Origin of the sequence: Bradyrhizobium liaoningense (assembly GCF_018130785.1) — a bacterium.
GTDB lineage: Bacteria > Pseudomonadota > Alphaproteobacteria > Rhizobiales > Xanthobacteraceae > Bradyrhizobium > Bradyrhizobium liaoningense_A.
The window spans coordinates 446,760-473,667 of record NZ_JAFCJT010000001.1 but is presented as its reverse complement, the minus strand read 5'-3'; the positions used below and the strand labels follow the sequence as shown (position 1 = coordinate 473,667).

Genomic DNA, 26,908 nt, shown 5'->3' with positions numbered 1-26,908 from the left:
TTCTCCTTAGCAGAAGAGCGCGAGCAGGCCGAAGATCGACACGTAGAGGCAGAGCTCGGCCAGCGACGGGTTGCTGAAGATTCTTGTAAATCCCACGAAGCGCAGCACCGGGCGGAGCAGCAGGAATGCGAGCAGCGCCGTTGCCGCATAGGACACGATCGGGGCGATCAGTACACCGCCCACGACGAGTTCACGATAGGTATTCGTCACGGACGCTTTCCCTGGCCGGAACCGGCGAAACTCTGCCAAGATTCGAAGATGAAGCTGGCCGATACGAGCGCGGCGAGCACCGGATCGACAGACAGATTGCCTTGTGCACCCGTCTGGCGTAGCGCCTCGGCGGCAGTCAGGATTGCGCCTCCATCCCGAAGGGTGAGCGCGGCTCGCGCGGCGTGCACCGCCCCGCCGAGTAAGGTCTCGGCCAGGCGGTCCAGTTCGGCACGGCACCGTCGCAGCACCACCGCCTCGTCGAAGCAGCGCATCGCTTCCGCGACGACCCGAGGGGGAGGCGCCGTGGCGCCGTTGGTCGTCAGGATCTGCTCGATCCGTGCGGCATCGCGAAACGCGGCTTCCTCCGGCGCAGGATGCCGCGCTCGTCCGGAATCGAGGCGGCTCAGCTCGCGATGGGCTTCGTCCAGCAGCAGCCGGATCCTCCGTTCACTGGACAAGGATGGCAGCAGGAGCTGCGCCGCGAAGACGAGAACCGAGGAGAGTTGGACAAACAGACACGTCACCAGGAACACCTCGGGGTCGTAGCTCTGCGGATTGCTCGGTGCGAGAACGGCAAGCGTGAACACGAGAGAGAGCCGGCTGAGCGACGGCAGGACGCCGCTCGTCAGCGTGATCAGGAGCGCTGCGCCGATCACGAGAGGCGCGAGGCCGATCGCCAGCAGTTGAAACTCGGATACGCCGTTGAAGACGAGGTATTTCAGGATGCCGGCGAGCAGGCATCCGATCGGCACGGCAAAAACCGCCAGTGTCGTGAAGGCGCGCGGATCCGGAGCCGTCGCGCTCAGGCCGATGATGACTGCGGCAAGCGAGAGGCAGAGCGCGGTGCTCGGCCATCCCGCCATCACGAAGATGATTGCAATGAGGATGAAGTGGATCGCTGCCCTGACGCCGGCTTCCGCTGCAATGCGAGGCGAGCGGTACAGCGGCGCGCGCCATTGCCGGAGTGGATAGTTTCCGGCCCGCAGCGCCTCCAGGCTGTCGCGCACGTCTGCATTCCTGCGGATGATTTCGTCGCGCAGATAGGTCCGGCAGATCGCGACCAGGCCAGAGGCGCCGGGGTCTCGGTCGTCCCGAGACGTCGCGGATGCGGCTGGCAGTGCTGCGAGCGTACGGGCGAGCGCCAGCTCGCTGACGAGGCCCACCATCGCAGAGCGTGCGGCTGAGGATCTGGCCGGGCCGCTGATCGACTCCGTGACGAGGCTCGCGATCTCCGGATGCAGGGCCGCGACATCGCGCAACATGTCCGCAGCAGCCGTCGCGGATGAAGCGTCGCCGCGGACGGCGCGTTGCGCGAACTCCGTGACCCGGCGATGCAGTGTTTCGAGGCGGCTCGCCAGAACCGGATGATAGTCCGGCGCGGAGAGCACCTCGTTGACCAGAGCAACCGCGAGGACGCCGATGGCGATGGCGGCGCCCCGGGCGACGCCTGTCGGAAACACTTGCAACGGACTGTCGATCTGCTGAATGGCAATCAGGGCAACGGTGATGCAGCTGAGAGCCGCCGCATAAGCGCGATTGCCGTCCAGCATCCCGGCAGCGCAGACGCAAAGTCCGACCCAGATGCCCAACATTGTGGGCTGGAGCGCGCCGGTTTGGGAAAAGGTGCCGGCGAGGGCGATCGATGCGATCACGCCGATGACGGTTGCGAGCAGCCGGTAGCCTGCCTTTTCCATGCCCTGTGCGCGCGTGGGCAGCGCCAGGATTGCCACGGTGATTGCTGCCGACGAGGGGGATTCGAGCTCGAGCCAGAAGCTCACATAGAGTGCGAGGAGCATTGCCAGCAGGACGCGCAGCGCGAACGCCCAGGAACTCACCGGGAAGCCGGCGAAGACCCGCGGGCGGATGTCGTCGGCAGCGCTGGTGGCGTCCCCTGGCAATTGTGCTCGCTCCATGTTCGGCAAAGCGTGCAGCCTGTCGGCGTCGCGAAATCGAAGGGGAGCATGAGCCGTGCCGGTCGGTATTTTCGGTCCACCAACCTGTTTTCGGGAACGCACGCCGGGGAGGCGCACTTGGCCCGAGCCGGGGCCCGACTATTGCGGCGCGTGGCCCGCCAGGGCCTCTTCGAGGCGGCGGATGATCTCGTCGCCACTCGACGGCTTGCCGAGATAGCAATGCGCGCCAGCCGCCATGACACGCTGGCGCACGGGTTCGCTGGGGAACGCGGTCATGAAAATGATCGGGAAATGGCGACCGGAGGCAACCAGGCGCGCCTGCAATTCATCGCCGGTAATGACCGGCATCTGAACGTCGGCGATCATGCAGGCCGGATCTTCTCCCGCGGGTTCCCGCAGGAAGGCGACGCCGGACTCGTAGGCGTGGGCCTCGTAGCCGAGCGAACGCACCAGGCTCGCCAGCGACGCGCGCACGCCTTCGTCGTCGTCTACGATCGCAATCACCGGGGTTTTGGCCATTGGCACACATCCTGACCGCTGTGTTCCGCAGGGAGGATATCTCCCCTTGGGCGGCCGATGGCGCCTTATGCACCGTGCGGCAGTCCCGCCGAAATTATACTCAGGTTTGGTCCGTAGTCTTTCGGTTCTGGGAAATCTCGAGCGCTTCGGCCTTGCGAACGAGGTCGGCCAGCGACCGGACCTCCATCTTGCGCATGACGTTGCCGCGGTGGATCTTGACGGTGATCTCGCTGAGGCCGATCAGGCCTGCCACCTGCTTGTTCATCAAGCCGGCGGTCACATGGCCCATCACCTCGCGTTCGCGCGCCGTCAGGCTCTCATACTGGATGCGGATATCTTCCTTCGTCGCGGCTTCCGCGCGGCGCTGCGCATCGCGCTCGAGCGCTGCCGTCACGGCGTCGAGCATGTCCTGATCGCGAAACGGCTTGGACAGGAAATCCACGGCGCCAGCCTTCATGGCGCGCACCGACATTGGAATGTCCCCATGACCGGTCATGAAGATGATTGGATATCTGATGCCCTGGCGGGTCAGTTGACCCTGGAGATCGAGGCCGCTCACGCCCGGGAGCCGAACGTCCAGCACGATGCAGGCCGGGCCGTCGGGCATCGTGCCGCCAAGCAGCTCGGCCGGCGAGCCGAACAGGCGTGTATCGAGACCGACGGATCGGAACAGGCTGTCGAGCGAGGCACGAATGCTCGCGTCGTCATCAACGATGATGACGACTGAACTGGAGGACTGGGCCGGCGGTTGCGCTTGGTTTGGTCGTGTCATGGCAAGGCGTGTTCTTGGCTGAATGGCAGTGTCAGGTGGAATGTCGCGCCCGATCCCGGAGAGCTCTCCACGGACAATCGGCCGCCGTGAGCTTCCACCGTCGTTCGACAGATCGCAAGTCCCATGCCCATGCCGCCGCCCTTGGTGGTGAAGAACGGATCAAACAGGCGCGGCAGGTCGTCAGGCTGGATGCCCGGGCCGCTGTCCTCGACCGTGATGGCAAGGTTTTCACCGTCGACGGTTCCGGCGCGCAGCGTGACGGTGCGGGAACCGGGCCGGCCTGACATGGCCTGGCCGGCATTGATCAGAAGATTGACCAGGACCTGCTGAAGCTGGATCCGGTCGCCGCGAACCGGCGGCAGGCCATGCTCCGTCTTGACGATGAGGGCGACGTCGTCCTTGGCGAGCTCGCGCGCGATCAGGAGGGTCGCTTCCTCGATGATCTCGTCGATCTGCAGCAGATCCTGCTGGGGCGAGGCCTTCTTCAGGAAAGTCCGGATGCGGGTCACGATCTCGCTGGCGCGGCGGCCCTGAGCAACGACGTGACCGATCGTCGTCGCAACCTCCTTGAGATCGGGCACGTCGCGGCGCAGCCACCGTAAGCCAGCTTCGCCGCTGGTGACGATCGCTGCCAGAGGCTGATTCACCTCGTGGGCAATGGACGCGCTGAGTTCGCCAAGCGTGGCGACGCGCGCGGCATGCGCCAGCTCCGCCTGCGCCGCGAGCAGCGCGTCCTGTGCCTGCTTGCGCTCGGTGATGTCGATGACGAAGGCGAGCACGTTGCGATCTCCGTCGGGCTCGGCCGGAAAGGTGATCGTAAACAGGACGGGCACCTTGCGTCCGTCGAGGCTCACGAGATCGGTCTCGCCTTCGTGGAACCGCTCTCCTTCCGCGAATGCGACCAGCGCGCCGAGGAAACTGCGGTCGTTCTCGCCCAGAAGCCTGTCCACGTTCCCCACGAAGGCCGCAGAGCCGCTTGCTCCCGCCATCTTCTGGAGGGCCGGATTGACGTCGGTGATTCCAGCGAGCCGGCGGGCATGCCGCACGAATTCGGGATTTCGTGCAAGATAGTCCCGTAAGGTGGCGCCTCCGGTCTCCAGCGAATTCAGCGCGGTCCGCACTGCGCTCCAGTCCTCTTCGACGACGCCGACGCGGCTCGCGTCGAACATCCGGCGGTATCGTTGCTCGCTTAGCACCAGCGCGTTATGTGCCGCTACGCGGTCCGTGACGTCGGTGTGCGTTTCAAGCACTCCGACGGGTTTGCCGAGATGGTCGTGCTGGAGCGCCCATCGAGCATCGACGGTGAGTGCGCCGCCGGCCTTCGTCCGCTGCTCCAGCCTGCCTTCCCATCGGCCGATGTCGAGCAAGCCGGCCTCGATGACCTCTCGCCGGTCGGGATATGCGGTTCTCAGCAGCGCGTCGGCGTGTTGCCCGACCGCCTCGTCGGCCGACCAGCCGTAGGCGTGTTCCGCGGCCCTGTTCCAGAATGTGATCACGCCGCGGCGATCCCTGACGAAGATCATGTCATGCGAGAGATTGAGCAGCCGCGCCTGCGCCGCGAGGCGCTTCGTCGCCGCGTGATTCTGGAGCGCCAGCAAGGTCGTGATTCCGATGGCGGCGAGGCTCACCAGCGCACGAAGGGCAGGCGAGGCGATCGCCTCCAGATCGTGCGACAGCAGATAGGCGGTTATGGTCAGGACGCTGCAGCCGGCAGCGGCGGCGACGATGTCGTTGCGCCGGTGCGTCTTCGCCGCGAGCAGGATCGCAACGACGTAGAGAACTGCGACCGCGCCCTCGAGCGGCGTCAGCACATCGACCAGGAAAACCGCGAAAGCGAGGACGGCAGACCAGAACCGCAAGCCGCCGCGACTCATCGATGAACCCGTGGCCCGATCAAGACTGGTCATCGTCGCTGGTGGTCGCTCTGCTCATTTTCCGGTCACGTTGATGCCGCGATTTGATCGGGCCGACAACATGCGGCAACATGATTTTCGTGCTCTCTTGAAAGACGTTGCCGCGGTTCGATCCCGCGCGAGTACCGATGAGGCACATTCCCCGGCAAAACAGGGTTTTGCGTGACTTTCCGACCGCTGGCGAGCGCGTCAACATACCGCAGGGCGAGACCAGTTCCGCCATCGCTGCGAACGGGACGTCCGCGCGGCCCGCGACGCCGCGGTCATACCTAGGTATGACGCGATCAACCCGAGAACCTATCCGGTGCACCCGCGCGTAGAATGGAGCGCGGGGACCGCCGAACTACTCTGCTCCCACATTCGGACGAGAAATTGGGTCTCGCCGGATCGAAAACGGGACAAGGAGTTCGACGATGTCGCTACAGATGTCACACCCGCTAGGCGCGAAGGATCATGTCGTCGGCTCGATCGGCGTCTCCGCCATCGATGGTCGGCAGTCGGGGCTTGCGGAACGTCAGGATCGCGCCGGCGAAAAAGCGATGACGCTTTCCCTCGTTCACCTCGATGTGGCTCTGGCCATCGAGACGTCCCAGCCGGGTGTGCGGAGATCCACCGGCGACGGGCCCAGCTTCAGGGTATCGGCGAAACGCCTCGCGCGCGTCTCGGTTGAGACCGATCGGGAGGCCGGTGCAGGCGAGTTCCCGGACCCGGTGATGCGACACCTCTCCGATGCGCTCGCTGCAACCGAAGCGGCCCATCATCCTCACTCCGCCATCCTTGCGGACGCCTTGCGTCTTGCCATCCTGACCCGCAGGGCCAGCCGGCCGACGGCCGTCGAGATCGACCAGGCCGACGACGAGCGCTGCCGGTCTGTGCGATCGTTGCAAAAATGGCGCCTCAAGCGCGTGCTGCAATATGTCGACGAGAATCTGGCTGGCAAGATCACCTTGCAGGATCTGGCGGCGGTCGCCGGCCTCAGCCGCATGCACTTTGCCGCGCAGTTCCGGGTCGCGGTCGGCATGCGGCCTCACGACTATCTGCTGAATCGGCGGATCGAACGCGCACAGGAACTGCTGAGGCGCGCCGACGTCTCGCTCGTCGACGTTGCCTTGACCGTCGGATTCCAGACACAGGCGCATTTCACGACGGTATTCAAGCGTTTCGCCGGCGACACGCCGTATCAATGGAGGAGTGCCCACCTTGCGCAATTCCTGCCGCTGCCTCGCGCCGAAGTGGGGCCGTCATGAGCAGTATCGGTATTGAGGTCCTGATGCTGCCGCTGGCCGGCATTCATCTGGCGATGGCGCAACAAGAACTCACGGGCGCGCTGGAGATCGCCCGTGCTCTCGGCAACTCCTATCGCCTGGCATCTTCAGATCCAGGATCCGGCGCTCTCTATGGCCGGTTCATTTTCGATTTCTGCCGAACCATCGTCACGGTCGTCGCGCGATAGCGTCCAGCAGCTCGTTGCTGCTGGTCGCGACATTTGCATGTCTGTTCGTGGCGGCTGCTTTCAGCGTCCCGTGAAGCGGGCGAAGCGGGCCGGACGTCGAACGGCTACTCATGGCCTAAGGTGGCATCACGTGTATCGGCGTCACCGCTCATTGAGCTTCAAGACCAAATGCACCGTCTGCGGGTCGCGGCGCGCCGCCGGCTCGAAGCCGAACTTGCCGAACACGCTCAGCATGGTCGCATTCTCAGGCAGGACTTCTGCTGAGAGCTCACGCAATTCGGCTTCGCCGGCGAGGTTGATGAGGTGGCGCATCAGGATCGAGCCGACGCCACGTCCCTGCCAGGCATCGACTACCATGAAGGCCATCTCGGCGCGGCCCGGTTCGAAGACGATGTAGCGGCCGCCGCCGACGATGGCAGTCTGGCCGGCTTCCCCGGCGAGCGCCACCAGCGCGACGTGGGTCTTGAAGTCGACGTCCACGAAGAAAGCGCGTTCTCGGTCGGAGAAATGGCGCTTCATCGCGAAGAAGCGGCGCTGCAATGATTGCGCACTGGTCCCTTCCACCGCGGCGAGCATGCCGACCTCATCCTCCGACCGGAGCGCCCGGATCTCGACCGGGCTGCCGTCGCGCAAGTGCTCGCGTACGCTGTAGCTGTCGGCCTCCAACATCACGGCTCCCATGCAGGCAGGCCAGGCACCGATCGCGCCCGGCGTCGGCCGATCAGGTCTCCACGTCGCCCCGGGACGCTTGATCCAGATCAAGATCGCAGCGTCAAAGCGCCGACTACGCTCGCTTTTGGTCTGGAACCGGACGCGCCCTTGAAGACACTTCGCCAGCTTCTCACCGGAGAGGACGTGATCCAGCTCGTGATCCGGCTCGGATTGCTCGCTCTGTTGATCTTCTGGACATTCTATCTGATCCGCCCATTCGTCACGATTCTGGTCTGGGCCGTCGTGCTCGCGGTCGCGTTCAATCCGGTCTTCGTCCTGTTTGCCAAGCTACTCGGCGGGCGGCCGAAGCTCGCTGCGGTGGTTCTCACCGTAATTAATCTCGCCATCGTCATCGGACCGGCGGCCTGGCTCGGACTCGGTGCGGTGGACGGGATCAGGGATTTCGCCGGCGAGCTGGCCGCGGGCGATCTGGCGGTTCCTTCGCCGCCCGCGGTGATCAAGACATGGCCGCTGATCGGAGAGCAGCTCTACGATTTCTGGGATCAGGCCTCGACCAATCTCCGTTCGGTTCTGCAACGGACTGTGCCGTATCTGAAGCCGTTTGCCGGTACGCTGCTTGGCGTCGCGGGCGACGCCGGCGTGGGTACGATCAAGTTCCTGCTGTCGGTCGCGGTCGCCGGCTGTCTCTTTCCCTATGGACCGCAGCTCGTCGCGGCGGTCAGGGTTTTTCTGTCGCGAATCGTGCCCGAGCAGAGCGAGCACTTCCTGGATCTGGCAGGCGCCACCATTCGTGCGGTATCCCAAGGCGTGATCGGTATCGCCGTCATCCAAGCGCTGCTGGCCGGCATCGGCTTCAAGCTGGCGGGCATCCCGATTGCCGGGCTGCTAGCGTTCCTCGTGCTGCTGCTATCCGTCGTGCAGATCGGCGGGACCATCATCATGCTGCCCGTGATCATCTGGATCTGGACCGACAAGGACGTCACTACAGCGTTGCTGCTGACGCTTTTTCTGGGAATCGTCAGCATTCTCGACAACATATTGAAGCCGCTGGTGATGGGGCGCGGCCTGACGACGCCGACACTCATCATCCTCATCGGCGTGATTGGGGGCACGCTGGGGCACGGAATCGTCGGCCTCTTCATCGGACCCGTCGTCCTGTCGGTGGCCTGGGAGCTCGCGGTGGCCTGGATCAGGACCGACCGCGCCGTCCCGGCGCGGCAAGCGGCCGTAGACCGTTGACCTAAATCAACGTCGGCCATCCCGGAGCGCCTTGGATGAAACCACGCGACGATGAGGTCGGAATATGTCGATGGAAAAACCAAGCGTGCCAGGCGGCCCTTTGTCCGGACTTGTCGCCTCGGCGCTCGAATACATGGTCGATGCGGGGCAGCGGAGCGTCCTGTTCCTGGACATCATGCGCCGCCGCGGCGACCAGTACCGGGAACATATCGCGCAGACAGCACCGCATGTCCTGCAATATGCCGCCGAATTGATCGTCGACGGCCGCAAGCTCGACGAGCCGGTCAACTATGCGCTGGTGCGCATCATTCCGCCCAAGGGCGTCGTGATCGATCCGGAGCGGCGGCCATTCGTCGTGATCGACCCCCGCGCCGGTCACGGTCCGGGCATCGGCGGCTTCAAGGCGGACAGCGAGATCGGCGTTGCGATGAAGGCCGGGCATCCCTGCTACTTCATCGGCTTCCTGCCGGAACCGATGCCGGGACAGACCATCGAGCGCATTGCGCGGGCCGAAGCGTTGTTCATTGAGAAGGTCATCGGCCTGCATCCCAAGGCTGACGGCAAGCCCTGCGTAATAGGCAACTGCCAGGCCGGCTGGGCCGTCATGATCCTGGCATCGCTGCGGCCGGAATTGTTTGGGCCGCTCATTATTGCCGGCGCGCCGCTCGCCTATTGGGCCGGCGTGCATGGCAAATATCCGATGCGCTATTCCGGTGGCCTCTTGGGCGGAAGCTGGCTGACCGCGCTGACCAGCGACCTCGGCGCCGGCAAGTTCGACGGCGCATGGCTGGTGCAGAATTTCGAGAACCAGAATCCGTCGAACACGCTCTGGACCAAGCAGTACAACGTCTATTCCAAGGTCGACACCGAGGCCGATCGTTATTTGGAGTTCGAGCGCTGGTGGGGTGGGCACGTCAACCTCAACGCCGAAGAGATTCAGTTCATCGTCGATGAGCTCTTCATCGGCAACAATCTCGCTGCCGGCAAGATCGAGATGTCAGACGGCCAGAAGGTGGACTTGCGCAACATCAGATCGCCGATCGTGGTGTTCTGCTCCGAAGGCGACAATGTCACTCCGCCGCAACAGGCGCTGGACTGGATCCTGGATTGCTACGCCGATGTCGACGAGATCAGGGCCTATGGGCAGACCATCGTCTACACGGTGCACAAAAGCATCGGCCATCTCGGCATCTTCGTGTCTGGCGGCGTCGCGAAGAAGGAGCACGCCGAGTTCTCCAGCAATATCGACCTGATCGACGTGCTGCCGCCCGGGCTCTACGAAGCGACGTTCGAGGCCAAGGACGATGAGACCAAGAGCTCCGATCTCGTCGTCGGCCAGTGGGTGATGCGCTGCGAGGCACGGACGCTCGACGACATCCGCGCCATGGGCGGCAACTCGCCGGAGGATGAGCGGCGCTTTGCCGCCGCCAAGCGCGTCTCGGAGCTCAACCTCGCCGCCTACCAGAAGTTCGTCCGGCCCTGGATCAAGGGCATGGTGACGCCGCAGATGGCTGATATGATGCGCAATCTGCATCCGCTGCGACTGCAATATGAAGCCATGAGCAGCCAAAATCCGTGGATGGCGGCGGTGAAGTCGGCCGCCGGCGAGATCGAGGACAACCGCAAGCCGGCTTCCGGGGACAATCCCTTCGTCGCGTTCCAGAATCGGATGTCCAAGCAGATTGTGCATGCCCTGGATAGCTGGCGCGACGCACAGGAAACGCTGAGCGAAACGATCTTCCTTAACGTCTACGGCTCGCCCACGTTGCAGGCGGCCGTCGGAATCGATCCGAAGTCCGAACCATCGCGTTGGCGCGAGATGTCGTCTGAGCATCGCGCGATGCTGGAGAAGCGGGTTGCGCAGCTGAAATCGGCGATCGGCGACGGCGGCCTGCGCGAGGCGGCCATCCGCAGCCTGCTCTATATCGGATCAGCGCGCGGAATGGTCGATGAACGCAGCATCGAGGCCCTGCGCCGGATCCGCCGCGACTACAGTGGACAGCGAATGACGCTGCCTGAGTTCAAGATGCTGGTCCGCGAGCAGTTCTTCATGCTGCTGATCGATCGGGAGGGCGCCCTGGCGGCCATTCAGAAGCTGCTGCCGGACGATGTCGACCAGCGGCGCGCAGCCTTCTCGGCAATGCACGAGGTGCTGTCGGCCAGCGGCGAGATCACGGGCGAGCGCGCAAACCGCCTGCAGCGTGTTGCCGCCTTGTTCGGTGTCGATGCGGAGGAAGGGGCGTCGAACGTTGCCCCTTTCGATCCAAAGGCGAAAGCGTCGTAAGGCTGTCCGGCAGGATCGGGAGCAACATCATGTCAGCCGAACTAAGGCAAACATCGTCGCCCAGCAAGTATGACCGGTTGGTCGCAGCCGCCAAGGCGGTGCCGCCGGTTCAGACAATCGTTGTGCATCCCTGCGACGAGATCTCGCTGCGCGGCGCTGTCGACAGCGCACAAGCCGGCATCATCCGCCCGATCCTGGTCGGGCCCGAAAACAAGATCAGGGAGATCGCGGGAAGGCACGGCCTCGACATCGCCGGCTTCGAGATGGTCAACGCCGCGCACAGCGACGAAGCGGCTGCCAAGAGCGTCGAGCTCATTCACGCGGCCAAGGGCGAGATGCTGATGAAGGGCAGCTTGCACACCGACGAGCTGATGCGTGCCGTCACCGCAAAAGTGGGTGGTCTGCGCACCGATCGGCGCATCAGCCACGTGTTCGTGATGGATGTGCCGGCCTATGTCGAGACCCTGTTCGTGACGGATGCCGCTATCAACATCTTTCCCGATCTCGATGCCAAGCGGGACATCATCCAGAACGCGATCGATCTCTACATGCAGGCCGGCTTCGGTACTTCGCCGCGAGTCGCGATCCTCTCTGCGGTCGAGACCGTGACCTCCAAGATTCCATCGACGATCGAAGCCGCGGCACTCTGCAAGATGGCCGACCGCGGCCAGATCACCGGCGGGGTGCTCGACGGACCGCTGGCCTTTGACAACGCCATCGATGTCGAGGCGGCGCGCATCAAGGGCATCAAATCCGAGGTCGCCGGCCGGGCGCAGATCCTGGTCGTGCCCGATCTCGAGTCCGGTAACATGCTGGCGAAGAATCTGGCCTATTTCGCCAAGGCTGATGGTGCCGGCCTTGTGCTCGGTGCCCGGGTTCCGGTCGTCCTGACCTCGCGCTCGGACTCGCCGCGTGCCCGCATGGCCTCTTGCGCGGTGGCCTCGCTCTATGCCAACGCCAGGCGCCAACGCGCTCCAACAGTTGCCGCGTGATCGCCATGGATACGATCCTCGTCGTCAACGCAGGCTCCTCCAGCGTCAAGTTCCAGGTCTATTCCGTCGAGGGAGAGGGCAGGCTCCGGCGCCAGATCAAGGGCCAGATCGACGGCATCGGCAGTCGTCCGCGGCTGCGGGCGAGTGGCGCGAATGGCGATCCGATCGCCGACCGCGCCTATCCGATCGAGGCGATCCCGGATGTTCCGGCCGCGATGGGCACCGCTGGCGAATGGCTGCGGAACGAGCTTCGCATCCACCCGATCGCTGTCGGGCATCGTGTCGTGCATGGCGGGCCCGATTATGACCGGCCAGTGTTGATCGATCACGGCGTTGTTGCCCGCCTCGAACGCTTCGTGACGCTGGCACCACTGCATCAGCCGCACAACCTGGCGCCGATCCGTTCGATCCTTGCGGGCTTCCCGACGCTTCCGCAGGTCGCCTGTTTCGACACCGCGTTTCATCGCACGCACAGCCCGCTTGCGGACCACTACGCTATCCCGCATCAGCTTCATGCCGAAGGTGTTCGGCGCTACGGCTTCCACGGACTGTCCTACGAGTATGTCGCAAGTGCCCTTACGCAAATCGCGCCGGAAATCGCCAAACGTCGGGTCATCGTTGCCCATCTCGGGAGCGGCGCTTCGATGTGCGCGATGAACCAGGGGCGGAGCGTCGAGAGCACCATGGGCTTCACTGCGCTGGACGGACTACCGATGGGAACGCGCCCGGGGCAGCTCGACCCCGGCGTCGTGCTCTATCTGATCTCCGAGAAGGGGATGTCTGCGGCGAACGTTCAGAACTTCCTTTATCGCGACTGCGGCTTGAAGGGGCTCTCCGGCGTCAGCAACGATATGCGCGAGCTGGAAGCAAGCGTAGACCCCAAGGCGAAGCTGGCGATCGATTATTTCGTCTACCGGATCGGTCTCAATGCCGGGATGCTCGCGGCGGCGCTGCAGGGCCTGGATGCCTTCGTCTTTACGGCCGGCATCGGCGAGAACTCCGCGAACATTCGCGCCCGTGTGGTCGAGCAGCTCGGATGGCTCGGGGGTGCGCTCGATCCGGCCGAGAATTCGCGCAATTCGAGGCTGATCTCGGGCTCCGACAGCCGCATTCCCATTTACGTCGTGCCGACCGACGAGGAATTGATGATCGCGAAGCACACGCTGTCGCTGTTGATGACAAGGCCGACGACCAACCCGAGACAAGAGAGGGTGTCATGATTCCCGTGTTTCCTGATACCAAGATTGCTCTCAAGGGGAAGAAGGGCCTCGTCGTCGGCATCGCCAACGACCAGTCCATCGCCTGGGGGTGCGCCAGGGCGTTTCGTGCGCTGGGAGCCGATCTCGCCGTCACCTATCTCAACGAGCGCGCCAGGAAGCACGTCGAGCCGCTGGCCCAGGCGCTGGAGGCGCCGATTTTCCTGCCACTGGACGTCATGACGGAAGGGCAAATCGAGCAGGTGTTCGAGCGGATCGCGAAGGAATGGGGGCAGCTCGATTTCATGCTGCACTCGATCGCCTTCTCGCCGAAAGAAGCGTTGCATGGACGCGTGGTGGATGTTGGCCGCGACGGTTTCCTGAGAACCATGGACGTTTCCTGCTGGTCGTTCTTGCGGATGGCGCACCTCGCCGAACCACTGATGAAGAATGGCGGCACGATGTTCACCATGACCTACTACGGAAGCCAGATGGTGGTGGAGAACTACAACATCATGGGTGTGGCGAAGGCCGCGCTTGAAGCCGCCGTCCGCTACGCTGCCGCCGAATTGGGCCCGAAAGGCATCCGCGTGCATGCCATCTCGCCGGGACCGTTGGCCACGCGCGCGGCCTCAGGCATTCCAGAATTCGACGAGCTGATGGACAAGGCGCAGTCGAAGGCGCCGTCGCGCAGCCTGGTCAGCATCGACGACGTCGGCAACGCCACGGCGTTCCTGGCGCTCGACGGCGCCAAGCTGATCACCGGAGGCGTTCTCTATATTGATGGCGGGTATCACATTATCGACTGAGCGAGCTCAGCGATAGTGCAGCGCGATCAGCTCGGCGACGCAGGCGGGCTTCTTGCCACCTTCGATCTCGATCACGAGATGGTAGTTGACGCGCAGGCCAGCGGGCGGCACATCCTCCACCTCGGCAACCGTGACGCGGCCGCGCAGCTTCGAGCCCGCCGGCACGGGCGCCAGATAGCGTATCCTGTCCGCGCCGTAGTTCAGGGTGTTGCGTAGTCCCTTCAGGCCCATCACCGAGCGGATGAACATCGGCGCAAGGGCGAGCGACAGCAGGCCGTGGGCGATAGTGGTTCCGCCCGGCAACTCTTTCTTCGCGCGCTCCTGGTCAACATGGATCCATTGCTCGTCGCAGGTCGCTTCCGCAAACCGGTTGATGCGATCTTGCGTCACCTCGATCCAGTCGCTGACGCCGATCTCGGTGCCGACGGCGGATTTGATCTCGTTGAAGTCGCTGAATATCCGCATGATGCCGACCCACTCAGATCTTCATTTCCAGGACCTTCTCGGGAACGATCAACTCGGCTTCCGTCACCGCCATCACCTCGCCGATGCCGACACCGGGTGCCGTTTCGAGCAGAGTAGCCCTGCCGTCGGGGAAACCAATCACCGCCATGTCAGTCACGACGAGGTTCACCGGCCGCGCCGAGGTCAGGGGCAGTGAGCATCTGTCGACGATCTTCGATTTGCCCTTCGCCGCGTGCTGCATGGCGACGATGACCCGCTTGGCTCCGGTGACGAGATCCATTGCGCCGCCCATTCCCGGCACCATCTTGCCGGGGATCATCCAGTTGGCGAGATGACCCTGCGCATCGACCTGAAGTCCACCGAGAACGGTGACATCGACATGGCCGCCACGGATCAGTCCGAAGGACATGGCGCTGTCGAAAGTGCTGGCGCCGGGCAGGGCGCTGATTGGGCGCCCACCGGCGTCCGTCAGCGTAGGATGGGCCATGCCTTGCTCCGGGATCGGCCCGGTGCCGATCAAGCCGTTCTCCGACTGGAAGAACACCTTGAGATCGGAAGCAACGTAGTTCGCGACCAGCGTCGGAATGCCGATACCGAGATTGACGAGATCGCCGTTCCTGAGCTCCTTGGCGACGCGCCGGGCAATGATGGTCTGTGCGTCCATGGAATCACCCGTTCATAATAAGGTAATCGACGAGGGGGGCCGGCGTCACAACGTGGTCGGGCGCGATGACGCCGACGGGCACGATGTGCTCCGCCGTTACGATCACTGTATCGGCGGCCATCGCCATGATCGGATTGAAGTTGCGGGATGTCAGTGCATAGCTGAGATTGCCGAGGTAGTCGGCCAGGAAGGCGTGAACCAGCGCGAACTGTGCGCGCAACGCGGTCTCGAGCAGGAAGGGTTTGCCGTCGACCTCGATCTGGCGCTTACCTTCGGCGACCAGCGTACCGACGCCGGTTGGTGTCAGAACGCCGCCCAGTCCACATCCGCCGGCGCGAATGCGCTCGACGAAGGTTCCCTGAGGGACGAGATTGACGTCGATCTGGTTCGCCAGCATCTGCTGCTGCGCCTTCGGATTAAGCCCGATATGCGTCGCGGTCAGGCGCGAGACCAGCGCAGCGTCGAACAGTTTTCCGACGCCTTTCCCCGGGACGGCAGCGTCGTTGCAGATCAATGACAGGCCGGTCTTGCGCTGCCGGGTAACTTCGTCCAGCAGGCGCTCCGGTGTTCCGACACCCATGAAGCCGCCGACCATGACGCTCGCGCCGGCCGGGATCATCGCGACTGCTTCTTCGACGGAAACGGCCTTCATGATTGGAACTCCAGTCAGCAGGCGACCAAGGGGAGGCGACTGTGAGACGAAGTTGGCGAACGGTCGGCCGGCGCCTTTGATCTGCGTCAAGGATTCCTATCGTTCCCGCGCCGGATGGCGATGCCGACGCTTTCAAGCGCTTCCGCCCATAAGGTGCGAACCTCGGCGTGGCGCCGTTCAAGGGCCGTGCTGACGGCGTCCCGAAACGGCACGAGGCTCTCACTCTTCAGAAACAGAATTTGCGCCTGCAACAGCCGGCCGCTCTCGAATTCGATGCGGCGCAATGCCAATACGAAGGGATCGTTGGCATTGGCGTCCACCGGCAGCAGGGCCGCTGGGCGGATGCCGGCGTGAATGGCATGAGCCCGCGTCGCAAGCTCGATGGAAAGGGCCAGAGGTTGATTGGTTACCCCCTCGAACGGCTTGGGAAACCAGGCCGTCTCCCACGTCGCCGCCATGTAACCCAAGGCAATGTCGGGTACCCAGGACGTCGCGCGCTGCAATAGCGAGACGATCTCGGACTCCCGGTAGAATTGCGCGTTCAACTCGGCCTGCCAGGCGGCCTCGATACGGATGGGTAGGGCCATGGCGTACTGCCGCGCTAATGCGCCGTGCGCCGAGACCAGGAACGCGGCGACGCGTGTCTGCTGGTGCGACGGAATACGGCCCTCCGAATCGAGCGGTCCGAGAAATCGGCTCATGGCAGCGCTGCCCGGACAGGAATGGCCCGCAAATGATCATAGCCGGGGGGAAATGGCGTGAGCTCGCCGCCGGCCTCTTCCGGCGCGATCCAGACGGACCTGTTGCCTTGCCAGCGACCGGCCAGCACGTCGTCCGCAAAGCGCGCGAGCAGGTCGGCCGTGAGCGCGCTCTTCTCGAGCGTGAAGGCATGATAGGCTTTCGGAATGATCACGAGCGAGCTGTCGGGGATTTCGACGCGCAGGGTCTCATGCAGGGATCGCGGCGTCAGGAAGTCGAATTCGCCGTTCAGGATCATGGTCGGCACGGCGATCGAGGACAGGCGCGGCGTCAATGGCTGGAAGGCGAGAAACGACTCCATCAGATTCTGGAGCGCATAGAGGTCGTTGACCAGCCAGCCCTGCCGCTTGACGCTGTCAAGCGTGTCGAGCAGCGGCTTCAACCATTGATCGGACAGGTTCATCGGCAGCAGGAGATCCTGGAGATAGCTGGTGCCGCCGAGGATCAGACCGGTCCGCAGCGCATTGCCGAGCAGAAGGAGCTGCGGCGACAGCTCCGCAAAGCAGCTCATCGGCACAAGGCCGACGAGCCGGTCGCCGTGCTCGATGGCGTAGCGCAGCGCAATCAGCCCGCCGAAGCTGATGCCGCTGAGGAAAATGGGGCCGCCGCCGAGCTCGCCGATCAACAGGTGGAGCGCTGCTACGTGGTCATCCTGGCTGATGAAGAGCGCAGGTTTATCGGAGACGCCCTGGCCGAGGAGGTCGAAGGTCGCGACGCGGAAACCACGCGCCAACAGCGCCTCTCGATAGGTAGCCCACAGTTCGGAGTATTGCGTGAGCCCGTTCACCAGAACATAGGCGGGCGCGTCTGCCGGCCCGTCCAGCTCATAACGTATCTGATATGAGCCGTGGCTGAGGAAGGGCATTGCGAAACCGGAGACATTCGGACGTTGCGATCCTCGGCCGCCGGGAGCGGATTCCCTTGAGTTAGATCAAAGGTCCCGCGGTCGTCTTCCCTAGCGTTTTGGCAAAACACCGCCAGGAGAATTATGCCATGACGACCGGGGGAGACGTTGCAAAGCGTTGCTTCATCAGCCTGCTCGTGTTGCTGGTCGGCACAGCTCTCGCAGTTGCACAACCTTTCACCCGACGCTCGTCGCAGGTTCAGCACGATGGCCTGAAGAAAACCTATGAGATCGCCAACTTCCGTCTCGGCGGAAAGTACGATCTATCCGCGCCGGCGAAATGGGAGAACGGCGGGGAGGGCGGCGTCACGCTCGAATCTCTCGGCGGCGGCAAGCTGCGCACCGGCTACATCGCGATCGGCAACGCACGGCGCAATGCAGCCGGCGAGATCACCAACGCCATCGTGATCAATTCCTACTATTCCGGCGATTCGACCGACATGTATGAGCAGTGGGTCAAGGGTGCCGCGCTGTCGGGCGGCGTGCCGATCATTGGTCCGGGCCGTCCGATCGATACCGACCGCTACTACGTCATTATGGTCGACCCGCTCGGCACCTGGGGTGCGAGCAAGCCTTCGGACGGCCTCGGCATCAAGTTTCCGCAGTACAGTTACTACGACATGGTGCAGGCCAACTACCGGCTGCTGCGCGACGAACTGAAGGTCGCGCGCGTCGCGCTGGTGACCGGCGTCTCCATGGGCGGCACGCAGACCTATGTCTGGGGCGTGATGCATCCGGAGTATATCAATGCGCTGATGCCGATCGGCGGCACCACGCAGTCGGATGGCGAGGACCCCGTCGGCAACTGGACGTTCCAGATGATGACGGCTGCGATTGAGTCCGATCCGGTCTGGCAGGCAACCAAGGGCGACTATTATAAGCTGCCCAAGGAAAAGCATCCGGTGCCGGGCGTCGCGTTCGGCTGGTCGATCCTGGGCATGACGGGCTATGACTTCGGCTTCCGCACGACGCAGAACTGGACCGCGGTCCAGCCTGAAATCTTCTACTGGGATCCGCCGAACGAGAAGGCGGGGCTGAACGTCATCAATCGCGCCAAGCTCTATGACGCCGTCGACCTCGTTTGGCGAAACCGGGTCGGCGAGACCCACAATATCAATCCCTATCTCGGTCGCATCCAGGCACGCACATTGGTGATGCACATCACCAATGACCTCTGGCTGAACTTCAAGCTGGCTCAGAAGGCGGTCGATCGCGTACCTGGCGCAGATCTGATCGCGCAGGAGAGCCCGGTCGCCCACTACGGCGTGTTCCCGATCATCAACCAGCGCAAGAACGATCCGAAGTTCGTCGCCTTCATGGACGACGTGGCGGCCCTCGATCGCGCGCAGAAATTCGTCGACAAGAACTACCGCGTGCCGGGCGTCGCCGAAGATATCGATTCGAAAAAATCCTTCTGGAAGGATTTTGTGACCTATCCCTATCCGGTCAAGTACGCGAATGCCAAGGACAAGAGCGGAAATGCCTGGCAGATCGGATACATGGACGAGTACGCGGGCACCGACAGGGATCCGAAGGCGATCGTCATCGTTCATGGCAAGGGCGCGTTCGGCGGGCACTACGGCAACATCATGCAATACGCGCTGCGCAACGGCTTGCGCGTGATCGTGCCGGACCTGCCGCATTACGGCATGTCCGGGCCCGGCAATCTCGACAAGAGCCCGGCGCGCACGATGCAAGACATGCGCGAGGTGATCTACGACCTCGTCGTCAACCAGCTCGGCGTCAAGAAGGCCTATTACCTCGGTCACTCCCTCGGTGGTCAGTTCGTGGTTGGTTACGCCCTGACTTGGCCGGACGCAGTGCAGGGCCTGGCTTTGGAAGCGCCGTCCGGTCTCGAAGAATATCCGCGCGAGATCACCATCGCGAAAGACAAGAAAGCGCCTCTGTTTGATCCGGGCCTCGGGCGCGACTTCGACAAATGGAAGCAAGTCTGGGACCAGACCGGAATCCTCGCCGCGGAAAAGGCGCGCGACGAGCAGAACATCCGCGACTTCTTCTACTTCAAGAAGCGCGATCCCGGCACCGGCGTGGTGTCGGCGGCAAAGAGCGGCTACTTCTTCAGCGACAGCGAGTATGCCCGCTTCCACACCGAACAGCGCGTTGGATTGATCAAAGGAAATCCGAAGGAACTCGAACAGTGGTGCAACGTCTTCATCTTCGACATCTACACCATCGGCGCCGAGCTCCAGCAGGACGATCCGAAGAACCTCTACGAGCGCGTTACCCAGATCAAGGCGCCGATCTTCCTGTCGTTCGGTGACAAGGAGCCGTTCATTCCGACTCCCGCGTTCAACGGACTGACCGACCTCGGACGTGACGTCATCACGCCCTTCATGACGCGGATGACGAATGCCGGCAACCGGCCGTTGCTCAAGATCTATCCGGAGACCGGGCACTTCATCCACACGGACAATCCGGTTGAATTCTCTGCCGACGTAGTGGACTTCGTCACAAAGGGAACGGTCGACACGTCCTCACCGCTCGGCACCGACCGCATGATCAAGGGCTCAGTAGTGTCGGCCCTGCCGGTGGCGCCGACGCCGCCCGGTGCGGCGCCGACGGCCGGCCTCAACAAATAGGGCCGGTCCATGCCAAAAGTGCAGGCGGGCGAAGTCCAGCTGGGCTGGCGGGAGTGGGGGCAGGGCGACGTCACCGTCGTCTTCATCCACGGCAATCTCGCCAGCAAGGACTGGATCGAGCTTGCCGCACCAATGTTCCCGAGCGGGCTGCGGGTGATCGGGATCGACTGGCGCGGCTGCGGCGAAAGCGACCGTCCAACGCCCGCCACCAATTATTCCAACTACTCGATGCAGCAGCATGCGCAGGACATGCTGGCAGCGCTCGATGCGCTTGAGATCAGATTTTGCCATTTGGCAACACACTCGACCGGCGGCATCATCGCGGCCCGCATGCTGTTGATGCAGCCGCGACGTTTCGGGAGGGTGTTCGCGCTCGATCCGGTCACGCCGCTTGGAATGTCCTTCAACGCCGACCAGATCGACCTCTTCCGGGCGATGATGGCAAGCAAGGAGCTGACGCGGACGGTGATGGCGACCGCTGCGTCCTCGCTGTTCGTGCCGGAAAGCTTGGCCCCGAACGCGATCCCCCGCTTCCGCGAAGGGCTCGGCGAAATCCCGGCTCTGTTTGACCGGATCATCGAGCAGACGTTTGGCGTCCCCGAAGGCATCTGGATCGGAACTCCGGTCAATCTCACCCGCGAGCGGGCGAACAGAGAATTGGAGCGGCGGATGTCGGAAATCCGGCATCCGCATTTGGTGCTGTGGGGCGAATGGGACGGTTGGATCCCACCCACCGATCTGCGTGTCATGGCCGAGGCGATGCCGGATTGCCGGCTCGTGGTGGTGCCGCGCATCGGACATTCGATGAACCTGGAAGCGCCGGCCCTCTATGCCGGCTATTTCGGCGCCTGGTTCGGGGGCTTGCGGAATAATCACAAGGAGTAACGACATGGCAGAAATCAGCTCATCCGCCGAGAACATCCGCGCGATGCTCACCGAAGCCCTTGGCCGGTTGCGCAAGGCCAATGCGGAGTATTTTGAGCTGCTGGAAAGGGGCCTCGGTTCCTCGCCGCTGCCGATCGCGGACCAGGCCAAGCAGTTCTGCAGTTTCATGCAACGCAACGCCAATGCGACGTTCGACTTTGGCGAGAAGCTCATCGAAGCCAAGGATGTTCAGGACGCCTTCAAGATTCAGTCCGAATTCTTTAACGGCCAGATGCAGGCCTTGACCGATCAGGCCAGGAGCGTGGGCGAGTCGTCCATGAAGGCGGCCACGGGTGCGTTCACGCCGAAAAACTGAATGACCTGAAACCCGGCGTGAGGCGATGAGCTGCCGCCCGCCTTGCCTGTCTGAGCACAATGACGGTCCAATTCCTTCGGCTCGATCGTCAGCGCGATCAACATCATGGCCCACGCTTTGGTGACCGTCGGAGCCGTCGGCATTGCCCGCGCCGCTGGTCTGCGGCACCCCGCGCGAACGCGGTTGCATCTGATGGCCGTGATGATCGCGACAGCGGCGGTCCTGATGGTGGCGCACACAATCGAGGTTCTGGTCTGGGCCCTGGCCTATGCCGTAGTCGGTGCAGCGCCGGTCGGCGGCGATCTGCTCTATTTCGCCTTCGTCAACTACACCACCCTCGGCTATGGCGACATCACGCCTGTGCAGGAATGGCGGCTGCAGGGTCCGATGACCGCGATGAACGGTATCCTGATGTTTGGCTGGTCGGCTGCCGTCCTTTTCGAGGTGTTGCGCAAGACGCTCGACGATCTCGGAGTGACCAAGGCGTCGGCGTCAGGTGATCTGGCGCTGACGAATGGCATCCGGAAGAGGCGGACTCATCCCAGGAAAAGAACAATGGTTATGAGCGCGACTGGCAGCGTCCCAAAAACAACAACTGCAATCCGAAATGCGATCTCGTTCCTCATGGATGGACAGTAACATCGGCGGAAGCTAGTGTGATGTGCAGTTTGTGCCACTCACCGACAAGGCGGCTATCCACCAGCCAAGGCGCAGGGAGCTGCTCGCTGTCGGTCGCTTAAGGCTGCAGGTCGAGATTAGCGAGCTGCTGACGGTCCAGGAGCACGATCTGGCGCTGGGTGTTGCCGATGAAGCCGAGGACACCGAGATCATGCAGGTGCGATATTGCGCGCGAGACGGTCTCCAAGGTCAGCCCGAGATAATCGGCGATATCGCGCCGGGACATCGGCAGTGCCATGACGTCGGCCGCGGCCAGCCGCTTGTCCATTTCAAGCAGGAAGGCTGCGACGCGCTCTAGCGAGGTCTTGCGGCCGAGCAGAAGCATATGGTCTTCCGCGTGCTGCAGATTTGTCGTCGTCATGCTGAGCAGGTTTCGCGCGACCATCGCGTCGCTCTCGGCCACCAATTCCAGGCTGTGCCACTTGATCAGCCGGACCGTCGTATCCACGATCGCCTCGGCGGTGAACCGATGCTCGCTGCCGTTCTCGAGCCCGAAAATGTCGCCGACGAGATGGAATGCGCCGATCTGGCGGCGTCCGTCTGATAACAGCTTATAGCTTCGCACTGCACCAGACTTGACCTGATAGACGTAGTTGGCAGGCTCACTCTCGCCATAGATTTCCGTGCTTTTTTTGTATGTAAATTCATTTAAACTGACGATTGGATTTGAATCACTTCTCATTCCGAAGTCGTGGAGCGAATTGGGGCGGGGCTGCGGGTCAGTCCTTTTGCGCACAAACATGGGCCCAACTCCTCAACGTGGATCGCTGAATTGGTCTCTCAGTCGAATTTTTCATTGCGAGGAATGTGCCGCGCCGTCCCACTCCTGCTAAGGTCAATTTACGACGAAGGAAGCATTTCTAGCCACTGTCTCCAGGGCCATTGTACCAAGGGACAGTTCGGAAATATCTTGCCGCGCAATGATGCGCGAAATGAGAAAAGTTCGGCGCTGCGGAGTGGATTTTTGTCCTTGCTTCAACTAGTGGATGTTTCGCTATGCCCGGTACCATTCATAGAGCTGACTGGACGGACGACGTTTTCCCCTGACTTGGCTATTCGAAGTCACGCGGCCATCATTGCGGCTAAGAGGTGAAATTGCCCGGCCTCATTCACGTCGTAGATGACGACGCATCATTCCGAACGGCGATGGAGCGCCGGCTGAAGCTTGCAGGCTATGATGTCAAGTCCTATGCATCGGCACAGGATCTGCTCGATCTGCTGCCCGACGACGAAAAGCCGGCGTGTGTCCTGCTGGACGTGCGGATACCGGGCTTAACTGGGCCACAACTGCAAGCCCGTCTGCTCGAGCTCGGTTCGACGCTGCCGATCGTCTTCCTTACCGGACACGCCGATACGCCGACAACCGTGCGGGCCATCAAGGCCGGCGCCGAGGATTTCTTGACCAAGCCGGTGTCGTCAGAGGAATTGATCGACGCGATCGAGCGCGCCATGGCGCGTCAGGAGGCTGTGCGCAGCCGGCACAGGAAGCTCGATTCGCTTCGTACCCTCGTCGCGTCGCTGACGCCGCGGGAACGTCAGGTGTTCGAGCTGATCGTACGTGGCAAGATCAACAAGCAGATTGCCTACGAGCTCGGAACGACCGAGCGCACCGTGAAGGCGCACCGGCACCAAGTGATGGAGAAAATGGAGGTGCGTTCGTTTGCGGAGCTCGTTTCGGTTGCAGAACGCCTTGGAATGCTTGATCCGAACAACAACTCGCCCAACTAGCAGCACTTCGAGTCCGTTGTCAGGTCCGCGCAAGGCGGACCTGTACGTTGGTACAATCATGTACGATAACATAGATTGTTGACAGCCTGCCGCCGAAGGCACGCAATGATGCCGAGATCGTCGGCTGCGAAAGCAATACGGAACTCTCGAACAAGCCGCAGATATTGCAAGCCGTAGATCTTGACGGTGTTCCGGTCTTCCATTCGCACCGAAAAGGCGACCATGTTGCCGATCCATAAAGCCGTCTTCGTCGTCGATGATGATTTCTCGATGCGCGTGAGCATCAAGCGACTGCTGCGTGAGCACGGCTTTGGTGCGCTGCTGTTTGCCTCGGCCGAGGCGCTATTCGATCACGGGGATTTCGAGAGCGCCGCTTGTATTATCATCGACATCGATCTGAGTGATCAATCCGGCATCGCGTTGCGCAGGCGGCTTGCGCACGAAGGCGTCACGGCGCCCGTCGTCTACATCACCGGCAACGACAGCGCGGCCAACCGCGCGGCCGCGATCGCATCGGGATGTATCGCCTACCTGACCAAGCCGTTCCTGGCGTGCTCACTTATCGAGCCGATAGAGCGGGCCTGCGCCGGGGCCGTTTAGCGCCAACAATCAGCTCATTGATCGACATACTGCTCAAGAGTCTGCGCCGGTGTGCCTTTGTGCACGGCGCCGAATTGCGCCAGTGGCAGGGACGTCTTCAGCGACAGAAGGTTGGAATCGACGAGTTCCAGGGCCAGCGTTTTTCCGGATTCCAGCTCCTTGACGATCCTGGGATCGGCGACATCGGCGGCAATGCACGCATTGGTGACGCACCAGCTATAGGGCAGCGGGTAAGGGCGTCCTTGATCCACGGTTAGCTTGATGGGATGTTGCAAATACATGCCGACGGGGACAAGCAATTGCAGTCGGGCAGTGCGGTCGCCTTCGCGCTCGATGAGGTCCACGCGCACGGCGGTTTGACCGGTTGGGAAGGTGCCGGTGATCGAAGTCCGGCACAGCATCTTGGCGCCGCCCGCCTTGAAGCAGAGTTTGCGCCAATCCCCGTAGCTGATGTCCTTTGCTTCGCGCTGGCCCCGGGGCGCGACCTCGGCGGGCTTCGCCGGGTGTGAATTCTGCGGCGCCGCGGCAACCGGCGGCGACGTTGCGCCAGCGGTGACTGCTACCAGAACGCCGAACAGGCAGTGTCGTGCATCGACCATGGTTGCGCCTCCAAACATCCGCCCGTCCGCCTAACGCGGCGCGTCAAGAAACTTCGTCACCAGCGGCGACCAGATCGAAATGGCGTCCGGAGAGCCGATGAAGAAATGCCGCTCGTTTCCGAACGGCGGCAGCAGATGGTACTCGGCTTTCCCGCCGGCGGCAGTGAAGGCGTCATGCATGCGCCTCGATAGACGCACCAGATAGGCAAACAGCGGCAGCGGCAGCGCCCAGATCTCCTCCTGGATGCGGATGGGGGCGTCCTTGTCATCGGCGCGTGCCGGCGTGCCCAGGCCGACAAGGATGAGCAGCGTTGCCGTGAGCCAGCGCAAGGCAGATCGCATCGACATCTCCCTTCAGCCCGAAAAGGTGCAGGCCACGATGATCGGGCCGAGCACGGTCAGGATGACGTTGCCGACCGCGTACGGCACGGCGACGCCGAGGACCGGCGTCTGGCTCTCGGCGACTTCGCAGGCTCCGGTCACGGCGGCATCGACGGTCATGGCGCCAGCCAGCGCGCCGCAAGTGATAACCGGGTTCATCCGCAGGATGTGGTAGGCAAACAACGTCGCGACAATCAGCGGCACCAGCGTGACCACCAGGCCCATGCCGACCAGGAGCAGCCCATGCGCCTGGATCGCGACCCAGGCCGCGTGACCGTTGCCCAAGCCGATCGCTGCGATGAATCCGCCGAGGCCGAGATCGCTCAGGGTCTGCTGTGCGGCCGGCGGCATGGCGCCCATGGTCGGCCTGCGCGAACGCAGCCAGCCACAGAACAGGCCCGCGATCAGCGCACCGCCGCCGCCGCCGAGCGTCAGGGCGATGCCGCCGACCTTGAAGCTGACGAGGCCGGCCAACAGGCCCACGGCAATGCCGGCCGCAAGGAAGGCAATGTCGGTGCGGTCGCCGGCGCGCAGGATCTGCCCGACGTGTTTGGCGGCGCCCTCGACGCTGTCGGTGCTGCCGACCAGCGTCATGACGTCACCGACATAGACGCGGGTATCCGCGCTCAACGGCACTTCGCGCCCATGCCGCGTCAGCGCGCGGAGGAACACACCGCGCGCGTTGCCGCCGACGCGCTCGGCGACCTCCTGGATGGAACGGCCATGGAGCTTGCGGTTGTCGACCAGCACGTCGACTACGTTGCCGGGGATCGCCTTCAATATCTCGTCGGCGTCGATCTCGGTACCGATGATGGGCTTGGCCGCGACGAGTACGGCCGTTCGTCCGGCGATGACGATATCGTCGCCGGCCTCGATCACGGTGTCCAGATGCGGCTCGATGTCCGCGCCCTGGCGCACGATCCGTTCGACCACGGTGCGGCTGCCGATCTCCTCCTCGATCGCCCTGACGGTTCGGCCAGCCGCTACCGAGACGCGGTAGGCGCGAGCCTGGAACTTGCGATAGGAGAGGTTCTCGGCTTTCGGCGGCGTGCCACCCGAAAGCTCGATCTCGAGCTTCTTCGCCTCGTCCTTGAGATTGATCCCCATCAGCCTCGGCGCGACGAAGGGAACGTAGAGCAGGGTCAGGATGTAGCCGAGCACGTAAGTGACGGCATAGCCCGCCGCAATGTTCGCCTCCTGCTGTTCCAGCACGGTCTTCGGCAATCCAAGCTGCGTCAGCGCACCTGAGGCCGTGCCGATCACCGAGGATTGTGTCAGCGCGCCGGCAGCAAGTCCGGATGCAGTGCCGGGATCGAGTTTGAAAGCAAAGGCAAAAGCCAGCACGGTGATGAGGCCGGTCCCACCGAGCACAAGCGCCATCGCGACCTGGGCGAGGGTACGAATATTCAAGGAGGCAAAGAATTCCGGTCCTGACTTGTAGCCGATCGTGAACACGAACAGGCTGAATAAAACCACCCTGAGCAGCGCCGGAAAACTAAAGCTGCCGAGTTGCCCGATCAAAACGGACACGATCAGGATGCAGGCCGTGGTACCGATCGCGAAGCCGGCGAGCTTGAGGCGCCCCAGAATGGTGCCCAAGGCAACCGCAAGCAGCAGGAAGATTTCCGGAGCGGTGGCGATGATCCACCTGACGGTGTCCATGGTG

The 26,908-nt window shown here is 63.0% G+C and carries 26 protein-coding genes and 2 pseudogenes; 13 read left to right on the top strand and 15 right to left on the bottom strand.

Annotation, left to right across the window (positions count from 1 at the left end; all coding sequences use genetic code 11):
* Window positions 1-6 precede the first annotated feature (6 nt).
* From JQ627_RS02170 to JQ627_RS02150, 5 genes are all read right to left on the bottom strand, one after another.
* Entirely contained in the window at window positions 7-210 is a 204-nt protein-coding gene (locus JQ627_RS02170) for a DUF1656 domain-containing protein (RefSeq protein WP_028155834.1), read from the bottom strand.
* Window positions 207-2,123, bottom strand: coding sequence for an FUSC family protein (locus JQ627_RS02165; protein WP_409363793.1), 1,917 nt, complete (start codon window positions 2,121-2,123; stop codon window positions 207-209). The genes JQ627_RS02170 and JQ627_RS02165 overlap by 4 nt, the downstream gene beginning before the upstream one ends.
* A 138-nt stretch (window positions 2,124-2,261) precedes the next feature.
* On the bottom strand, window positions 2,262-2,642 hold the full coding sequence (locus JQ627_RS02160; protein WP_038955794.1) for a response regulator transcription factor: 381 nt from the start codon (window positions 2,640-2,642) through the stop codon (window positions 2,262-2,264).
* Between the two features lie 100 nt (window positions 2,643-2,742).
* Window positions 2,743-3,414, bottom strand: coding sequence for a response regulator transcription factor (locus JQ627_RS02155; protein WP_212482500.1), 672 nt, complete (start codon window positions 3,412-3,414; stop codon window positions 2,743-2,745).
* Window positions 3,411-5,288, bottom strand: coding sequence for a PAS domain-containing sensor histidine kinase (locus tag JQ627_RS02150; protein WP_249142829.1), 1,878 nt, complete (start codon window positions 5,286-5,288; stop codon window positions 3,411-3,413). Before JQ627_RS02150 ends, JQ627_RS02155 begins: the two co-directional genes overlap by 4 nt.
* A 452-nt stretch (window positions 5,289-5,740) precedes the next feature.
* On the opposite strand from JQ627_RS02150, the gene JQ627_RS02145 reads away from it, so the two are divergent.
* Both JQ627_RS02145 and JQ627_RS02140 read left to right on the top strand, forming a co-directional pair.
* Window positions 5,741-6,574 carry a helix-turn-helix domain-containing protein gene (locus tag JQ627_RS02145; RefSeq protein ID WP_212482498.1) on the top strand — a complete coding sequence of 278 codons (834 nt, stop codon included), beginning with the start codon at window positions 5,741-5,743 and terminating at the stop codon, window positions 6,572-6,574.
* Entirely contained in the window at window positions 6,571-6,780 is a 210-nt protein-coding gene (locus tag JQ627_RS02140; RefSeq protein WP_212482497.1) for a hypothetical protein, read from the top strand. Before JQ627_RS02145 ends, JQ627_RS02140 begins: the two co-directional genes overlap by 4 nt.
* A 141-nt stretch (window positions 6,781-6,921) precedes the next feature.
* On the opposite strand, the gene JQ627_RS02135 is transcribed toward JQ627_RS02140, so the two are convergent.
* Entirely contained in the window at window positions 6,922-7,449 is a 528-nt protein-coding gene (locus tag JQ627_RS02135) for a GNAT family N-acetyltransferase (protein WP_212482496.1), read from the bottom strand.
* Between the two features lie 150 nt (window positions 7,450-7,599).
* Between JQ627_RS02135 and JQ627_RS02130 the strand changes: the two genes are divergently transcribed.
* The 5 genes from JQ627_RS02130 to fabI all read left to right on the top strand — a co-directional run bounded on the left by JQ627_RS02130 (window position 7,600) and on the right by fabI (window position 13,972).
* The gene (locus JQ627_RS02130) at window positions 7,600-8,691 is read left to right on the top strand and encodes an AI-2E family transporter (RefSeq protein WP_212482495.1); all 1,092 of its coding nucleotides are present in this window, start codon (window positions 7,600-7,602) and stop codon (window positions 8,689-8,691) included.
* Window positions 8,692-8,755: 64 nt separating this feature from the next.
* Entirely contained in the window at window positions 8,756-10,975 is a 2,220-nt protein-coding gene (locus JQ627_RS02125; RefSeq protein WP_212482494.1) for a TerB family tellurite resistance protein, read from the top strand.
* Window positions 10,976-11,004: 29 nt separating this feature from the next.
* Complete coding sequence (locus JQ627_RS02120; RefSeq protein ID WP_212482493.1) at window positions 11,005-11,967, top strand: phosphate acetyltransferase; 963 nt, start codon at window positions 11,005-11,007, stop codon at window positions 11,965-11,967.
* Between the two features lie 5 nt (window positions 11,968-11,972).
* A complete protein-coding gene (locus JQ627_RS02115) occupies window positions 11,973-13,187 on the top strand; it encodes an acetate/propionate family kinase (protein ID WP_212482492.1) in 1,215 nt (404 codons plus the stop codon).
* Window positions 13,184-13,972, top strand: coding sequence for an enoyl-ACP reductase FabI (gene fabI, locus JQ627_RS02110; protein ID WP_212482491.1), 789 nt, complete (start codon window positions 13,184-13,186; stop codon window positions 13,970-13,972). The genes JQ627_RS02115 and fabI overlap by 4 nt, the downstream gene beginning before the upstream one ends.
* A 6-nt stretch (window positions 13,973-13,978) precedes the next feature.
* Here the strand turns inward: fabI and JQ627_RS02105 are convergent, their stop codons facing one another.
* The 5 genes from JQ627_RS02105 to JQ627_RS02085 all read right to left on the bottom strand — a co-directional run bounded on the left by JQ627_RS02105 (window position 13,979) and on the right by JQ627_RS02085 (window position 17,377).
* The gene (locus JQ627_RS02105) at window positions 13,979-14,437 is read right to left on the bottom strand and encodes a MaoC family dehydratase (protein WP_212482490.1); all 459 of its coding nucleotides are present in this window, start codon (window positions 14,435-14,437) and stop codon (window positions 13,979-13,981) included.
* A gap of 13 nt (window positions 14,438-14,450) precedes the next feature.
* A complete protein-coding gene (locus JQ627_RS02100; protein ID WP_212482489.1) occupies window positions 14,451-15,101 on the bottom strand; it encodes a 3-oxoacid CoA-transferase subunit B in 651 nt (216 codons plus the stop codon).
* Between the two features lie 4 nt (window positions 15,102-15,105).
* A complete protein-coding gene (locus JQ627_RS02095; protein WP_212482488.1) occupies window positions 15,106-15,753 on the bottom strand; it encodes a CoA transferase subunit A in 648 nt (215 codons plus the stop codon).
* A gap of 86 nt (window positions 15,754-15,839) precedes the next feature.
* Complete coding sequence (locus JQ627_RS02090; RefSeq protein ID WP_212482487.1) at window positions 15,840-16,454, bottom strand: hypothetical protein; 615 nt, start codon at window positions 16,452-16,454, stop codon at window positions 15,840-15,842.
* Window positions 16,451-17,377: an alpha/beta fold hydrolase gene (locus JQ627_RS02085; protein ID WP_212482486.1), complete on the bottom strand. Its 927-nt coding sequence runs from the start codon at window positions 17,375-17,377 to the stop codon at window positions 16,451-16,453. Before JQ627_RS02085 ends, JQ627_RS02090 begins: the two co-directional genes overlap by 4 nt.
* A gap of 128 nt (window positions 17,378-17,505) precedes the next feature.
* Between JQ627_RS02085 and JQ627_RS02080 the strand changes: the two genes are divergently transcribed.
* From JQ627_RS02080 to JQ627_RS02065, 4 genes and pseudogenes are all read left to right on the top strand, one after another.
* On the top strand, window positions 17,506-20,016 hold the full coding sequence (locus JQ627_RS02080; protein WP_212482485.1) for an alpha/beta hydrolase: 2,511 nt from the start codon (window positions 17,506-17,508) through the stop codon (window positions 20,014-20,016).
* 9 nt (window positions 20,017-20,025) lie between these two features.
* Window positions 20,026-20,901, top strand: coding sequence for an alpha/beta fold hydrolase (locus tag JQ627_RS02075; RefSeq protein ID WP_212482484.1), 876 nt, complete (start codon window positions 20,026-20,028; stop codon window positions 20,899-20,901).
* A 4-nt stretch (window positions 20,902-20,905) separates the two neighbouring features.
* Entirely contained in the window at window positions 20,906-21,256 is a 351-nt protein-coding gene (locus JQ627_RS02070; protein ID WP_212482483.1) for a phasin, read from the top strand.
* Window positions 21,257-21,315: 59 nt separating this feature from the next.
* Window positions 21,316-21,742, top strand: a pseudogene (locus JQ627_RS02065) (potassium channel family protein); the annotation flags it as partial.
* A 250-nt stretch (window positions 21,743-21,992) separates the two neighbouring features.
* On the opposite strand, the gene JQ627_RS02060 reads toward JQ627_RS02065, so the two are convergent.
* Window positions 21,993-22,676, bottom strand: coding sequence for a helix-turn-helix domain-containing protein (locus JQ627_RS02060; protein WP_212482481.1), 684 nt, complete (start codon window positions 22,674-22,676; stop codon window positions 21,993-21,995).
* A 353-nt stretch (window positions 22,677-23,029) separates the two neighbouring features.
* On the opposite strand from JQ627_RS02060, the gene JQ627_RS02055 reads away from it, so the two are divergent.
* Window positions 23,030-23,662 carry a response regulator transcription factor gene (locus JQ627_RS02055; protein ID WP_212482480.1) on the top strand — a complete coding sequence of 211 codons (633 nt, stop codon included), beginning with the start codon at window positions 23,030-23,032 and terminating at the stop codon, window positions 23,660-23,662.
* A 222-nt stretch (window positions 23,663-23,884) separates the two neighbouring features.
* Window positions 23,885-24,262 carry a response regulator transcription factor gene (locus tag JQ627_RS02050; protein WP_212482479.1) on the top strand — a complete coding sequence of 126 codons (378 nt, stop codon included), beginning with the start codon at window positions 23,885-23,887 and terminating at the stop codon, window positions 24,260-24,262.
* A gap of 14 nt (window positions 24,263-24,276) precedes the next feature.
* On the opposite strand, the gene JQ627_RS02045 is transcribed toward JQ627_RS02050, so the two are convergent.
* The 3 genes and pseudogenes from JQ627_RS02045 to JQ627_RS02035 form a co-directional block, all read right to left on the bottom strand.
* A complete protein-coding gene (locus tag JQ627_RS02045) occupies window positions 24,277-24,861 on the bottom strand; it encodes an invasion associated locus B family protein (protein ID WP_212482478.1) in 585 nt (194 codons plus the stop codon).
* A 30-nt stretch (window positions 24,862-24,891) separates the two neighbouring features.
* Window positions 24,892-25,053, bottom strand: a pseudogene (locus tag JQ627_RS02040) (dienelactone hydrolase); the annotation flags it as partial.
* Between the two features lie 162 nt (window positions 25,054-25,215).
* Window positions 25,216-26,904, bottom strand: a complete 1,689-nt coding sequence (locus tag JQ627_RS02035; protein ID WP_212482477.1) for an aspartate:alanine exchanger family transporter — start codon at window positions 26,902-26,904, stop codon at window positions 25,216-25,218.
* Window positions 26,905-26,908: the final 4 nt, after the last annotated feature.